The following is a 12,936-nucleotide window of genomic DNA, read 5'->3' on the forward strand; positions in this document are numbered from 1 at the left end:
GTAGGAGCGAGCAAAGCTCGCGATGCGCCGCGCGGGCGGCGCTCGATTTCACAAGCGCTGCATCCTTCAAGGCGAACACTCTGCGCCCCAACCGAATTCTTCGTTAAAGCCCCCCGCTCCATCACCAAGCAATGAATTCTTACCAATTTCCCTGTCGGAAAAACCCGATAGTTGCAGTGAAATTTCCGGTTAGGGTTTCTTAATCCGCAAAACCAAGGCAGGATTTCCGTCTTACTTTTTCGCTACTACGCCCCGTCCTGGAGGCTTTTCATGAAACGCGCTTCAACTTTCATCCTGCTCGCCACCCTTGGCCTGGCCGCCAGCAACCTGCAGGCAGCCCAGCCCGATGCAGGCCTGACCGGTTGCGCCGCCAAGCGCAGCGCCATCGAGAACCAGTTGAAGATCGCCCGCGACCAAGGCAACAGCGGCCAGGTTGCCGGGCTGGAAGAAGCACTGCGCGGCGTTGCCAACTGCACCGACGCCAGCCTGCGCAAAGAGCGTGAGCAAAAGGTGCTCGATGCACGCCACGAAGTGGCCCAGCGGGAAAAAGACCTGAAAAAAGCCGAGAAAAAGGGCGACGCAGAAAAGATCAACAAGCGTAAAGACAAGTTGGCCGAGTCGCGCAAAGAACTGCAGGAAGCGGTAGACGACCTGGACCGCTGACAGCGGGCGACGCCAGCATGCGCCGCCCGCCCAGGCCCCTGAGCAGGCGCGGGCAATCAGTGGTTACGAAACTCGGTATGACAGGCCTTGCACGCCGCCTCCACCCTGTCCATCGGCGCTTTGAGCGGCGCTGCTTCCAGGGGCTGGGCGCGGGTAACGGCCACCAGTTCGCCAGTGGCGTGTTCCAACTGCCTTGCCAAGTCGTGGAAACGCGCCTGGCGCTCCCACACCTCGGCCCGGGCGCTGCTGTCAGCGGCATCGTCGCGCGCCTGCGGGAAGTGCTGCCACGGCTTGTGGGCCAGTTCATCCAGCTGCACCGCGCCGGCAGCGAATTTTTCGCTGTTGAACGGCAAGCGCCCCCTCAGCATGCCGCCCAGGTCTTCGCTGGTCTTCATCATGTCCTTGAAAATGACCTTGCGCTGGCCCAGCGGCGAGTTCGGGTCAACCCGATCGCAACCGCCCATGGCCAGGGTTACCAGCACTACTACCGTCAATCGCTTGTACATCACGCTCACTTCGGCCTCGGCAAATGGGCGTGCAGTATCGCGTTGCCAGGCACAAACACCAATAGCCACATGAAAAACAGGGCGAATATTCATGTTCGCCCTCTCTAGGAATGCAACCCATGACACATGCCCTGCGCCACCTGGCCTGGACGCTCCCGGTACTGGCCCTGCTGGCCGGTTGCAATGGCGGCGACAACGCAAAACCCGAACCCCACGCCGTCGCCACCTACGCCCCGGCCACTTGGCAAGACCTGCCTGCCGTCAGTGATGAAGACTTGCTGGCGGGCTTTTATGCCTGGCGCAGTGGCTGTGAAAAACTCAGGCGTGACCCGGTGTGGGCAGCCACCTGCGAAGCCGCCGGCAGCGACAGCGCAAGCGCTGCCCAGGTGCGTACATTCCTTGAGCAGAACCTGCAGGTGTATGGCTTGCGCTCTGCCGAAAACAGCGCCACCGGCCTGATCACCGGCTACTACGAGCCTGTCTACCCCGGTAGCCTGAGCCCGTCGGCCACCAACCATGTGGCTGTTTATGGGCCGCCGGACGACATGATCGTGGTGGACCTGGCCAGCATCTACCCCGAGCTCAAGGGCAAGCGCCTGCGCGGGCGCCTGGACGGCCGGGTACTCAAGCCCTACGACACCGCCGAGGTGATCAACCGGGACGGCGTGAAAGCACCGGTACTGGCCTGGCTCACCGACCCGATGGACCTGCAGTTCCTGCAGATACAGGGTTCCGGCAGGGTGCAACTGGAGGATGGCCGCCAGCTGCGCCTGGGCTATGCCGACCAGAACGGCCACCCCTACCGCCCCATTGGCCGCTGGCTGGTGGAACAGGGCCAGTTGAAAAAGGAAGACGTGAGCATGGGCGCCATCCATGCATGGGCCCAGGCCAACCCGCAGCGTGTGCCTGAACTGCTGGCCAGCAACCCCAGCTACGTGTTTTTCAGCACCCGCCCGGACAGCAATGAAGGCCCGCGCGGCTCGCTGAACGTGCCGTTGACTGCAGGGTACAGCGTGGCCATCGACCGCAAGGTGATCCCCCTGGGCAGCCTGCTGTGGCTATCCACCACACGCCCTGACGGCACCCCCGTGGTACGGCCGGTGGGCGCCCAGGATACCGGCGGGGCCATCACCGGCGAAGTACGCGCAGACCTGTTCTGGGGGACCGGGCCAGCGGCAGGCGAGCTGGCCGGCAACATGAAGCAGCAAGGGCAGATCTGGATGCTGTGGCCCAAAGGCATGCCATTGCCAGAAGTACCCAAGGTGCCGTGACACCCACCGCGCCTGGCGTCAGGCAGAGACCACGAAAAACGCCACGATGATCGCCAGGCCCGCGAACCACACCAGCGAACGCAATATTGCCCAGTCGGCCAGGTAGCAGATGATGTAGAGCAAGCGGCTGGTGATGTACATCACCCCCAGCACGTCCTGGGTGACCTGCTCGGCATTGCCGACGATGTCAGCCACCAGCACCGCGGCGGCGAACGCCGGAAACGCCTCGTAGCCGTTCTGCTGCGCGGCGTGCGCGCGGCGCGGCAGGCCGGACAGGGTGTCGAGGAAGGCACGCGGGTCATGGTTGTGCTTCGCGCCGAAACGGCCACTGGCAAGTTTGGCGATCAGCGCGCAGAGCGGCGGCAGGATCATCGCGATCAGGATGCACCACAGGGCAACGGTCATGGACAGGGTTCCTCGTTCAGTTGTCGGTTCAGAGCTTCATCACCAGCTTGCGGGCCAGTACCCGCCCGCAAGCTAGGAGTCCCGGCCGGCTGAAAGGTTCTTCGAGGCAGCGCGTGCCCTCACGCTTGCACAGCCGTTGACCATAGAGCAATGGGACCACGGCCTGGAACGTTTTCCAGCAATCCGGTCAAACCCTGTGTCCCGAACCCCTCGCCAGGTCATCAAAGAACTGCCCGAGCCATTCGGGTAAAGACTTGGAAGCCACTTTTACAGGAATTGGGATGCTCGAATTAGTTGCCGCGTTTATCTGCCTGACCACCCTGCTTACGTACGTCAATTATCGTTTCATCGGCCTGCCCCCCGCCATCGGCGTGATGGTGACGGCGCTGCTGTTCTCACTGCTGCTGCAGGGCCTGAGCCTCATCGGCTTCCCTGGCCTGGAAGCCCGCGTCGAAGGGCTGATGAACCAGATCGACTTCAATGACCTGCTGATGCACTGGATGCTGGCGTTTCTGCTGTTTGCCGGCGCCCTGCACGTCAACCTCTCCGACCTGCGCAACTACCGCTGGCCCATCGGCCTGCTGGCCACCGTCGGCGTGCTGATCGCCACCGTGGTGATCGGCTACCTGTCACACTGGGTGTTCGCCCTGTTCGGCTGGCAGGTACCGCTGATCTACTGCCTGCTGTTCGGTGCACTGATCTCCCCCACAGACCCTATCGCCGTGCTGGGTGCGCTGCGTACCGCCAATGCACCCAAGCCGCTCAAGACCACCATCGTGGGCGAGTCGCTGTTCAACGACGGCACGGCCGTGGTGGTGTTCACCGTGCTGCTGGGCATCATTCAGCTGGGCGAAACGCCGAGCATGGGCGACACGGCGATCCTGTTCGCCCGCGAGGCCATCGGCGGCGTGCTGTTCGGCGGCCTGATCGGCTACGCCACTTACCGCATGATCAAGAGCGTCGAGCAGTACCAGGTGGAGGTGATGCTGACCCTGGCGCTGGTGATTGGCGGCTCGGCCATGTGCTACGAACTGCACGTGTCGGCACCGATCGCCATGGTGGTCGCGGGCCTGATCATCGGCAACCTAGGGCGCAACCTGGCGATGAACGACATGACCCGCCGCTACATGGACGGCTTCTGGGAACTGATCGACGACATGCTCAATGCACTGCTGTTCGCCCTGATCGGCCTGGAGCTACTGCTGTTGCCGTTCAACTGGATGCACCTGGCGGCTGGCAGCGTGCTGGCACTGGCGGTGCTGCTGTCGCGGCTGCTCACCGTGGCCCCGGCGATCGTCCTGCTGCGCCGCTGGCGCCCGGTACCCAAGGGCACGGTGCGGGTGCTGACCTGGGGCGGCCTGCGCGGCGGGGTATCCGTGGCCCTGGCGCTGTCGCTGCCACTGGGCGAGGAACGTGACCTGCTGCTGTCGATTACCTACATCGTGGTGCTGTCGTCGATTCTGGTGCAGGGGTTGAGCATCGGGCGCGTGGTACGCAAAGTCAGCGCGCAGCCCTGACCTGAACTGACCTGAAGAACATCGCCGGCTTGCCGGCGATGGCCAGCTATTCCACCGCAGAGTCGGGGAACTGGTCCTGCACGTACTTGATCTCGGTACGCCCGTGCGCCGCCGGCAGGCCATCTTCGCCCAGGTTCACGAACACCATGCGCTCGACCGTGAGGATGCTCTTGCGGGTGATCTTGTTGCGCACTTCGCAGCGCAGGGTGATGGAGGTACGGCCAAACTCGGTGGCGGTGATGCCCAGCTCGATGATGTCACCCTTGCGCGAGGCGCTGACGAAGTTGATCTCCGACATGTACTTGGTCACCACCCGCTGGTTACCCAGCTGGACGATGGCGTAGATCGCGGCCTCTTCGTCGATCCAGCGCAGCAGGCTGCCGCCGAACAGGGTGCCATTGGGGTTGAGGTCTTCGGGTTTAACCCACTTGCGGGTGTGAAAGTTCATCTGTACTCCTGAACACACTGGCTTACGTGCAGCCATCATGGCAGAGCGGCCGGCGCCGCTCCATTGAACATCGACTATCGTCTCGATTAATCGACAGAAAACCTTGGGGATGGTGCCGCTCGCGGCTATAATCGTCGCCGTTTCACATGGCTGCCCACAGCGGGGCCATGCCCGCCACCTGTCCGAGGGGCGCTGCAGCAGGCTAGGCCTGTCAGGCTCGGATGGGGCGTTGTCCGCTCCTGCGGACGCTCAACGCACAACGGCGCCCATTCGCACACTACGAATGGAGGCTCTTGATGAGCGCTGCAAACATGCCTGCTGGTTTCACCGACTACAAAGTCGCCGACATCTCCCTGGCCGCCTGGGGCCGTCGCGAAACCATCATCGCCGAATCGGAAATGCCTGCACTGATGGGCCTGCGCCGCAAATACCAGGCCGAACAGCCGCTCAAGGGCGCGAAGATCCTGGGCTGCATCCACATGACCATCCAGACCGCCGTGCTGATCGAAACCCTGGTCGCCCTGGGTGCCGAAGTGCGCTGGTCGTCCTGCAACATCTTCTCCACCCAGGACCAGGCCGCCGCGTCCATCGCCGCCGCCGGCATCCCTGTATTCGCCTGGAAAGGCGAAACCGAGCAGGAATACGAGTGGTGCCTGGAGCAGACCATCCTCAAGGATGGCCAGCCATGGGACGCCAACATGGTGCTCGATGACGGTGGCGACCTCACCGAACTGCTGCACAAGAAGTACCCGCAAGTGCTCGAGCGCGTCCACGGCGTGACCGAAGAGACCACCACCGGCGTGCACCGCCTGCTGGACATGCTGGCCAAAGGCGAGTTGAAAGTGCCGGCCATCAACGTCAACGACTCGGTCACCAAGAGCAAGAACGACAACAAGTACGGCTGCCGCCACAGCCTGAACGATGCCATCAAGCGCGGCACCGACCACCTGCTGTCGGGCAAGCAGGCGCTGGTCATCGGCTACGGTGACGTGGGCAAGGGTTCGGCGCAGTCGCTGCGCCAGGAAGGCATGATCGTCAAGGTCACCGAAGTGGACCCGATCTGCGCCATGCAGGCCTGCATGGATGGCTTCGAGCTGGTTTCGCCGTTCATCGACGGTATCAACGATGGCACCGAAGCCAGCATCGACAAGGCCCTGCTGGGCAAGATCGACCTGATCGTCACCACCACCGGTAACGTCAACGTCTGCGATGCCAACATGCTCAAGGCCCTGAAGAAGCGTGCTGTGGTGTGCAACATCGGTCACTTCGACAACGAAATCGACACCGCTTTCATGCGCAAGAACTGGGCCTGGGAAGAGGTCAAGCCGCAGGTGCACAAGATCCACCGCACCGGCGCTGGCAACTTCGACCCGCAGAACGATGACTACCTGATCCTGCTGGCCGAAGGCCGCCTGGTGAACCTGGGCAACGCTACCGGTCACCCAAGCCGCATCATGGATGGCTCGTTCGCCAACCAGGTACTGGCACAGATCTTCCTGTTCGAGCAGAAGTACGCCGACCTCTCGGCCGAGAAAAAGGCCGAGCGCCTGACCGTTGAAGTACTGCCGAAAAAACTGGACGAAGAAGTGGCCCTGGAAATGGTCCGTGGCTTCGGCGGCGTGGTTACCCAGCTGACCAAGCAACAGGCCGACTACATCGGCGTCACCGTCGAAGGCCCATTCAAGCCTGATGCTTACCGGTATTAAGCGGCAAGCTTGAAGCTTCAAGCGGCAAGTAAAGGCAGACCGTGCCGTTGCTGCTTGCAGCTTGCAGCTTAAAGATTGACGAACGATGCCCAAGCCAGATCGGCCATAACCGATCTGGCTTTTACTTGCAGCTTGCAGCTTGCCGCTTGCCGCTTTCGGCTTGCCGCTCGCTGCCTGAGGAACGAGTGATGTCACAGGAACGCCGTTACAGTTTCGAGTTCTTCCCGACCAAGACCGACGCCGGTCATGAAAAGCTGATGGGCGTTGCCCGCCAGCTGGCTACCTACAACCCGGACTTCTTCTCCTGCACTTACGGTGCAGGGGGCTCCACGCGCGACCGCACGCTCAATACCGTGCTGCAACTGGAAAACGAAGTGAAGGTACCTGCCGCACCGCACCTGTCGTGCGTGGGCGACACCAAGGCCGAGCTGCGCGCACTGCTGGCCGAATACAAGGCGGCGGGTATCAAGCGCATCGTTGCCCTGCGCGGTGACCTTCCCTCGGGCATGGGCATGGCCAGCGGCGAACTGCGCTACGCCAGCGACCTGGTCGAGTTCATCCGCCAGGAAACCGGCGACCACTTCCACCTGGAGGTAGCCGCCTACCCCGAGATGCACCCCCAGGCGCGCAACTTCGAGGCCGATGTGGCCAACTTCGTGCGCAAGGTCAAGGCCGGTGCCGACAGCGCCATCACCCAGTACTTCTTCAACGCCGACAGCTACTTCTATTTCGTTGAGCGGGTACAGCAGCAGGGTGTGGATATCCCGGTGGTGCCCGGCATCATGCCGATCACCAACTACAGCAAGCTGGCGCGCTTCTCCGACGCCTGCGGTGCCGAGATCCCGCGCTGGATCCGCAAGCAGCTCGAAGCCTATGCCGATGACACTGCCAGCATCCAGGCGTTTGGCGAAGAGGTGATCACCCGCATGTGCGAAGAGCTGCTGCAAGGCGGCGCGCCGGGCCTGCACTTCTATACCCTGAACCAGGCCGAGCCGAGCATGGCGATCTGGAACAACCTGAAGCTGCCTCGCTGACACGTTTTGTCATAGCGGCTTAAGAAAAGATTAAGGCTTTGGCCATAGGCTGAAGCCTTCTTCTTTTCCGGGTTAAACAGGTCCTGCCTGCCATGCCGTATGCCCAGCCGCCACGCCCCCAACTCGTCTACCTGGCCTTCGGCCCCGCCACCTACCATCAGGAAGCCTGCTTCAGCATCGTCAGTGCCCTTGCCTGCCTGAACGCTGCCGCTGGCGAGTGCCTGGATATCCAGGTGTACACCGACAACCTGCAGCCCTACAGCGGGCTACCCATTACCACCCACTTCATCGACGACGCCACCCGCCAAGCCTGGAATGCACCGCACGGGTACCACTTTCGCAGCAAGCATGTGGTCTTGCGCCAGGTCTTGCAGCAGCACCCACTGGCAGTACTGATCGACACTGATACGTTTTTCCGCCAGTCGCCCATGCAGTTGTTCAACTGCGTGGCTTCGGGCCGCCTGCTTTGCAATGCCATCGGCCCGCGCTACGGCGCCGACAGGCACAGCGTGCTGTACCGCAAGCTGCACGCTACCCTGGCAGAACGCGGGCTGGCTGACGACAGCATGCCCATGGTCAATTCGGGTGTCATCGGCCTGGCCCGGGGCGATGCCGGCACCCTCGACCATGCGCTCGCGTTGATGGACGAACTGCACCCCGTGGCACCAGAAGCCTACGCACTGGAAGAATTCTGCCTGGCGGTGGCCGCCTACCGCAGGCTGGCAGTGCATGAATGCACCGACGTGATCCACCACTACTGGAGCCACAAGGCGCAGTTTCGCGCCAAGATCCAGGCCTGGCTGCGCAAGCATGGCCACGACCTGCTGAGCGCTGCTGCGCTGGCGGATGTGGCGAAGGTGAATGACCAATTGCCCCGCCCGCCAGTACTGCACCGCCTGGGCTACAAGGCCCTCACCCTCACCCTGCCCAGCCGTGAGCGCCAGTTCGCACGCGAGCTGCTGTACGGCTGTTACCCCTACCCCAACGAATTCGACCGGGCGTGCGCACCGGCGTGGTGGGACAAGGCACTGGAGAACCTCACCGGCCGGTGCGGCCACGTGGCGCCCGAGCATGTGCGCCAATGCCTGCGCCACCCGGGGCTGCGCCTGTCGCTGGGCGAGCGGCGCAAGGATGTCGAGGCCCACCTGACGAGGGCGCGTTAGAGCGCGCCGGGGGCTTGCCATCGGGTACTGGCCTTGGCCTGGCCGAGCGCGTAATCTCCGGCCATGCGCCATTACGCCTGCCTGTTCTGGACCCTGCTGCTTACCTGCCTCAGCCCTCTGGCGCTGGGCGAGCGGCTGCGTCTGGTAAGTGATGACTGGGCACCCTACGTGTATGAACAAGAGGGCCAACCACGCGGCATCGACGTCGAAGTTACCACCCAGGTGTTCGCACGCCTGGGGGTACAGGTTGAATGGCAGTTCATGCCCTGGAAACGCTGCCTGGCGATGGTCGAACAGGGCCAGGCCGATGGTGTCATGGATATTTTCCAGTCAGACGCGCGTCACCCCTACCTGCTGTTCCCGGCAGAACCCATGTCGGTGGTGGAATTCGTGCTGTTCCAGGCGAACGCACGCCGGCACTCGGTCGACAACCTCAACGACCTCGGCAACCTGCGTATCGGTACCTCACCTGGCTATGACTACGGAGCCGCGTTCAACCAGGCGTCGGCCTTTCAACGCGAGGCGGCACCCACCCATGAAGCCAACTTCGGCAAGCTGGTGCTGGGGCGAATCGACCTGGCGATCACCGACCGCAGGGTGGGCCAGTACCTGATCCAGCACATGGGCCTGCAACATCAGGTCGAACCGCTGCCCCTGGTGATCAGCCGCAAGGCGCAGTACCTGGGCCTGGTGCGCAAACCCGGCCGCGAGGCCCTGGCCCAGGCTTTTGCCGAGGAGTTGCGGCGTTTCAAGCAGGAGCCGGCCTATGCGGCCATCATCGCGCGTTACATAAACGACCCCAACAACATTCTTGACGCCGTTGAGCAGCAGGAAAGCAGCACAGCGCGCTAGCTCTGTTATACTCGGGCCTTCCCGCCCGGCTCACGCCCGGACGCTCGGCCTCGCAACAGGCATCCCGATCGGCATAGACGCACCCTGGCGTCAGCCTTCCGTTTCCCGGATGTGCAGTGAAAGCCCAGCTGGACCGGACGCGATCGCATCCTATAGATGCCCGTCGCGCCAGGCAGAACATCCCTACGGGCCCAGCCCACACGAGAACAGGATTGCCCATGTCCTTTGCTTCCCTCGGTCTCTCCGAGGCTCTTGTCCGCGCTATCGAAGCTGCGGGCTATACCCAGCCGACCCCCGTGCAACAGCGGGCCATTCCCGCCGTGTTGCAAGGCCGTGACCTGATGGTTGCCGCACAGACAGGTACGGGTAAAACCGGCGGTTTCGCCCTGCCGATCCTCGAGCGCCTGTTCCCTGCCGGCCACCCCGACAAGTCGCAGCGCCACGGCCCGCGTCAGCCCCGCGTACTGGTACTTACCCCAACCCGCGAGCTGGCAGCCCAAGTGCACGACAGCTTCAAGGTGTATGCCCGTGACCTGCCACTGGTCAGCGCCTGCATCTTCGGCGGTGTTGGCATGAACCCGCAGGTCCAGGCCATCGCCAAGGGTGTCGACGTACTGGTCGCCTGCCCAGGCCGCCTGCTCGACCTGGCAGGCCAAGGCAAGGTCGACCTGGCCCACGTTGAAATTCTGGTCCTCGATGAAGCCGACCGCATGCTCGACATGGGCTTCATCCATGACGTGAAGAAGGTGCTGGCACGCCTGCCGTCCAAGCGCCAGAACCTGCTGTTCTCAGCCACGTTCTCCAAAGACATCACCGACCTGGCCGACAAGCTCCTGCACAACCCGGAGCGTATCGAGGTCACCCCGCCCAACACCACCGTCGAGCGTATCGAGCAGCGCGTCTACCGCCTGCCCGCCAGCCACAAGCGGGCCCTGCTGGCGCACCTGATCACCCTCGGCGCGTGGGAGCAGGTTCTGGTGTTCACCCGCACCAAGCACGGCGCCAACCGCCTGGCCGAGTACCTGGAAAAGCACGGCCTCACCGCCGCGGCCATCCACGGCAACAAGAGCCAGAACGCCCGCACCAAGGCATTGGCTGACTTCAAGGCCAACACCGTGCGCGTACTGGTTGCCACCGATATTGCAGCGCGTGGCCTGGACATCGACCAACTGCCCCATGTGGTCAACTTCGAACTGCCCAACGTAGAAGAAGACTACGTACACCGTATTGGCCGTACTGGCCGTGCCGGCCGTTCGGGTGAAGCGATTTCCCTGGTTGCACCCGACGAAGAGAAGCTGCTCAAAAGCATCGAGCGGGTAACCCGGCAGAAAATCGCCGACGGCGACCTGATGGGCTTCGACGCCAGCCAGGTAGAAGCCGAAAAGCCGGAAGTGCGCGAGCGCCAGCAGCCCAACGGCCGCGGCGGGCGCAACCAGCAGGCCCGTGGTGAAGGCAGCAAGGACGCCAACGGCGGCCGCAAGGACAAGGGCAAGGACAAAGGCCGGACACGCCAGCAGGCTGCAGACAAGCCCGCCGAAAAACAGGCCAGTGGTGAGCGCCAGCAGCAGCCACGCAAACCGCGTGACAACAAGCCGCGCCAGCAGCAGGCCAGCAACGGCAGCACCCAGAAGGCGCCTGCCGACCGTGACCCGGAAGTGTTCCTGGATGACGATGTGGACAACTTCGGTAACCGTGCCGACTATGTCAGCCCTTACCAGAACGGCAAGGGCCAGGGCCGCAACCGTCGCCCTGGCGGTCAGGGCCAGGGGCAAGGCAATGGCCAGCAGCGCAGCAACGGAGGCGGCGGCGGCCAGGCCCGCAATGGCGGCCAGCCACGTTCCGGTGCCGGTGAAAAGCGCCCGCCCCGTGCCAACAATGGTGGCGGTGCCCGCCGTGATGGTGGCGCAGGCCGTGGCCGCCCAGCCCGCGAAGACGCCGAGCCGGCCGTACGCAGCCCTCGTCAGCCGCAGAGCCAGCCGGTGATCATCCGCAAGGAATCCAAGCTCGACCGTTTCCCGACGCCTGAGCAACTGGAAGACCTGCCCGCCCGCCCACGCGGTGAGCGGCCTGCGCTGTTGACGCGCAAGGGCTGACAACAAAAAAGGGGCCGCTTAGCGGCCCCTTTCTCATTCACACAGCAATTACTTCTGCTTCACGCCTTCAACACTGATATCCAGATCCAGGGTCTGCGAAGTCGGGCCTGGGCCTTTGATACCGAAGTCGTTCAGGTCAAGGGTAGTGGTGGCATTGAAGCCTGCGCGCTCGCCGCCCCATGGGTCCTTGCCCTCACCATTGAAGGTGGCCTTGAAGGTGACCGGCTTGGTCACGCCATGCAGGGTCAGGTCGCCGGTCACGTCAGCGGTTTTGTCACCCGTGGACTTGACGCTGGTGGAGACGAACTTGGCATCCGGGTATTTCTTCACATCCAGGAAATCGGCGCTGGCGATGTGCTTGTCACGCTCAGCGTGGTTCGACCACAGGCTGGCGGTTTTCAGATCGACGCTGATCTTGCTGGCTTCAGGCTTGGCGCTGTCCCAGCTGAAGTTGCCGTCGAAGTCCTTGAACGTGCCGTGAATGAAGCTGTAGCCCAGGTGGCTGATCTTCCAGTCAACGAATGCGTGCTGGCCTTCCTTGTCGATCTTGTACTCGGCAGCCATGACCTGGCCGGCGGAGAGCAGAGCGGTACCGAGCGCCAGAGCGGCAAAAGTCTTTTTCAACATCGTCACTTCCTTCCTTTGCAATTGAGTTGAGGATCAAGCTTTGCGGCCCAGCATGCGGGTGAGGGTCGCGTCACGGTCAATGAAATGGTGCTTGAGTGCAGCAAGGCCATGCAACCCCGCGAAGATCACCACGCCCCACGCCAGCCACAGGTGTACCACCCCAGCCACGTCGGCCTGGTCCGGCAGGTTGCTGACCAGTGCAGGCACTTCGAACAAGCCGAACACCGGAATGCCAACGCCATCGGCGGTGGAGATCAGGTAACCGGCAGTCATCAGCGCAAACAACCCCAGGTACAAGCCCAGGTGCCCAAGCTTTGCAGCCACCCGGGTAAGCGGGCCGTGGCTGGCAGGTGCCGGAGGCGGCGGGCTGACGAAGCGCCACAGTACCCGCAGCAGCATGACGGCCAACAACACCAGGCCGATGCTCTTGTGCAGGTCAGGGCCTGCCTTGCGCCACGGGCTGTAGTAGTCGAGACCGACCATCCAGAGGCCCAGACCGAACAACCCGAAAACGGTGAGCGCCACGCCCCAATGCATGACCATACTGACAACGCCGTAGCGTGAAGGTGAATTGCGCAGTTGCATGATGACCTACTTCCCCGTGAAAGCTGTGCACAGACTAGCGCGAAACGTATCGAATAAAAGCGGAAA

13 protein-coding genes and 1 riboswitch are annotated in these 12,936 nt (G+C 63.0%); of the genes, 8 read left to right on the forward strand and 5 right to left on the reverse strand.

Annotation, left to right across the window (positions count from 1 at the left end):
• Positions 1-270: 270 nt before the first annotated feature.
• On the forward strand, positions 271-663 hold the full coding sequence (locus tag IAE33_RS15890; RefSeq protein WP_028631902.1) for a DUF1090 domain-containing protein: 393 nt from the start codon (positions 271-273) through the stop codon (positions 661-663).
• 56 nt (positions 664-719) lie between these two features.
• Here IAE33_RS15890 and IAE33_RS15895 read toward each other — a convergent pair whose 3' ends face one another.
• Entirely contained in the window at positions 720-1,169 is a 450-nt protein-coding gene (locus tag IAE33_RS15895; RefSeq protein ID WP_028631903.1) for a c-type cytochrome, read from the reverse strand.
• A 119-nt stretch (positions 1,170-1,288) separates the two neighbouring features.
• Here IAE33_RS15895 and mltA point away from each other — a divergent pair, with 119 nt between their 5' ends.
• A complete protein-coding gene (gene mltA / locus IAE33_RS15900) occupies positions 1,289-2,440 on the forward strand; it encodes a murein transglycosylase A (protein ID WP_028631904.1) in 1,152 nt (383 codons plus the stop codon).
• Between the two features lie 18 nt (positions 2,441-2,458).
• Here mltA and IAE33_RS15905 read toward each other — a convergent pair whose 3' ends face one another.
• On the reverse strand, positions 2,459-2,845 hold the full coding sequence (locus IAE33_RS15905; RefSeq protein WP_028631905.1) for an MAPEG family protein: 387 nt from the start codon (positions 2,843-2,845) through the stop codon (positions 2,459-2,461).
• A gap of 281 nt (positions 2,846-3,126) precedes the next feature.
• On the opposite strand from IAE33_RS15905, the gene IAE33_RS15910 reads away from it, so the two are divergent.
• Positions 3,127-4,362 carry a cation:proton antiporter gene (locus tag IAE33_RS15910; RefSeq protein ID WP_028631906.1) on the forward strand — a complete coding sequence of 412 codons (1,236 nt, stop codon included), beginning with the start codon at positions 3,127-3,129 and terminating at the stop codon, positions 4,360-4,362.
• Positions 4,363-4,408: 46 nt separating this feature from the next.
• Here the strand turns inward: IAE33_RS15910 and IAE33_RS15915 are convergent, their stop codons facing one another.
• The gene (locus tag IAE33_RS15915; RefSeq protein WP_028631907.1) at positions 4,409-4,810 is read right to left on the reverse strand and encodes an acyl-CoA thioesterase; all 402 of its coding nucleotides are present in this window, start codon (positions 4,808-4,810) and stop codon (positions 4,409-4,411) included.
• Positions 4,811-4,988: 178 nt separating this feature from the next.
• A riboswitch (S-adenosyl-L-homocysteine riboswitch) is annotated at positions 4,989-5,085 on the forward strand.
• A 21-nt stretch (positions 5,086-5,106) separates the two neighbouring features.
• Here IAE33_RS15915 and ahcY point away from each other — a divergent pair.
• The 5 genes from ahcY (at position 5,107) to IAE33_RS15940 (ending at position 11,658) form a co-directional block, all read left to right on the forward strand.
• On the forward strand, positions 5,107-6,516 hold the full coding sequence (gene ahcY / locus IAE33_RS15920) for an adenosylhomocysteinase (RefSeq protein WP_201164225.1): 1,410 nt from the start codon (positions 5,107-5,109) through the stop codon (positions 6,514-6,516).
• 188 nt (positions 6,517-6,704) lie between these two features.
• The gene (metF, locus tag IAE33_RS15925) at positions 6,705-7,550 is read left to right on the forward strand and encodes a methylenetetrahydrofolate reductase [NAD(P)H] (protein ID WP_201164226.1); all 846 of its coding nucleotides are present in this window, start codon (positions 6,705-6,707) and stop codon (positions 7,548-7,550) included.
• Between the two features lie 92 nt (positions 7,551-7,642).
• Positions 7,643-8,713, forward strand: coding sequence for a hypothetical protein (locus IAE33_RS15930; RefSeq protein WP_201164227.1), 1,071 nt, complete (start codon positions 7,643-7,645; stop codon positions 8,711-8,713).
• Positions 8,714-8,776: 63 nt separating this feature from the next.
• Entirely contained in the window at positions 8,777-9,565 is a 789-nt protein-coding gene (locus IAE33_RS15935) for a substrate-binding periplasmic protein (protein WP_201164228.1), read from the forward strand.
• A gap of 218 nt (positions 9,566-9,783) precedes the next feature.
• Positions 9,784-11,658, forward strand: a complete 1,875-nt coding sequence (locus IAE33_RS15940; RefSeq protein WP_201164229.1) for a DEAD/DEAH box helicase — start codon at positions 9,784-9,786, stop codon at positions 11,656-11,658.
• 48 nt (positions 11,659-11,706) lie between these two features.
• Here IAE33_RS15940 and IAE33_RS15945 read toward each other — a convergent pair whose 3' ends face one another.
• Both IAE33_RS15945 and IAE33_RS15950 read right to left on the reverse strand, forming a co-directional pair.
• Positions 11,707-12,285 carry a YceI family protein gene (locus IAE33_RS15945; protein ID WP_201164230.1) on the reverse strand — a complete coding sequence of 193 codons (579 nt, stop codon included), beginning with the start codon at positions 12,283-12,285 and terminating at the stop codon, positions 11,707-11,709.
• A 33-nt stretch (positions 12,286-12,318) separates the two neighbouring features.
• Positions 12,319-12,870, reverse strand: coding sequence for a cytochrome b (locus IAE33_RS15950; protein WP_028631914.1), 552 nt, complete (start codon positions 12,868-12,870; stop codon positions 12,319-12,321).
• Between the last annotated feature and the right edge of the window lie 66 nt (positions 12,871-12,936).

It is taken from the genome of Pseudomonas sp. S60, from assembly GCF_016647865.1.
GTDB lineage: Bacteria > Pseudomonadota > Gammaproteobacteria > Pseudomonadales > Pseudomonadaceae > Aquipseudomonas > Aquipseudomonas parafulva.

Excerpts from the sequence above, each read along its gene's own strand:
- IAE33_RS15890 (WP_028631902.1), top strand. The coding sequence starts at position 271 with ATGAAACGCGCTTCAACTTTCATCCTGCTCGCCACCCTTGGCCTGGCC.
- IAE33_RS15895 (WP_028631903.1), bottom strand. The coding sequence starts at position 1,169 with ATGTACAAGCGATTGACGGTAGTAGTGCTGGTAACCCTGGCCATGGGC.
- mltA (WP_028631904.1), top strand. The coding sequence starts at position 1,289 with ATGACACATGCCCTGCGCCACCTGGCCTGGACGCTCCCGGTACTGGCC.
- IAE33_RS15905 (WP_028631905.1), bottom strand. The coding sequence starts at position 2,845 with ATGACCGTTGCCCTGTGGTGCATCCTGATCGCGATGATCCTGCCGCCG.
- IAE33_RS15910 (WP_028631906.1), top strand. The coding sequence starts at position 3,127 with ATGCTCGAATTAGTTGCCGCGTTTATCTGCCTGACCACCCTGCTTACG.
- IAE33_RS15915 (WP_028631907.1), bottom strand. The coding sequence starts at position 4,810 with ATGAACTTTCACACCCGCAAGTGGGTTAAACCCGAAGACCTCAACCCC.
- ahcY (WP_201164225.1), top strand. The coding sequence starts at position 5,107 with ATGAGCGCTGCAAACATGCCTGCTGGTTTCACCGACTACAAAGTCGCC.
- metF (WP_201164226.1), top strand. The coding sequence starts at position 6,705 with ATGTCACAGGAACGCCGTTACAGTTTCGAGTTCTTCCCGACCAAGACC.
- IAE33_RS15930 (WP_201164227.1), top strand. The coding sequence starts at position 7,643 with ATGCCGTATGCCCAGCCGCCACGCCCCCAACTCGTCTACCTGGCCTTC.
- IAE33_RS15935 (WP_201164228.1), top strand. The coding sequence starts at position 8,777 with ATGCGCCATTACGCCTGCCTGTTCTGGACCCTGCTGCTTACCTGCCTC.
- IAE33_RS15940 (WP_201164229.1), top strand. The coding sequence starts at position 9,784 with ATGTCCTTTGCTTCCCTCGGTCTCTCCGAGGCTCTTGTCCGCGCTATC.
- IAE33_RS15945 (WP_201164230.1), bottom strand. The coding sequence starts at position 12,285 with ATGTTGAAAAAGACTTTTGCCGCTCTGGCGCTCGGTACCGCTCTGCTC.
- IAE33_RS15950 (WP_028631914.1), bottom strand. The coding sequence starts at position 12,870 with ATGCAACTGCGCAATTCACCTTCACGCTACGGCGTTGTCAGTATGGTC.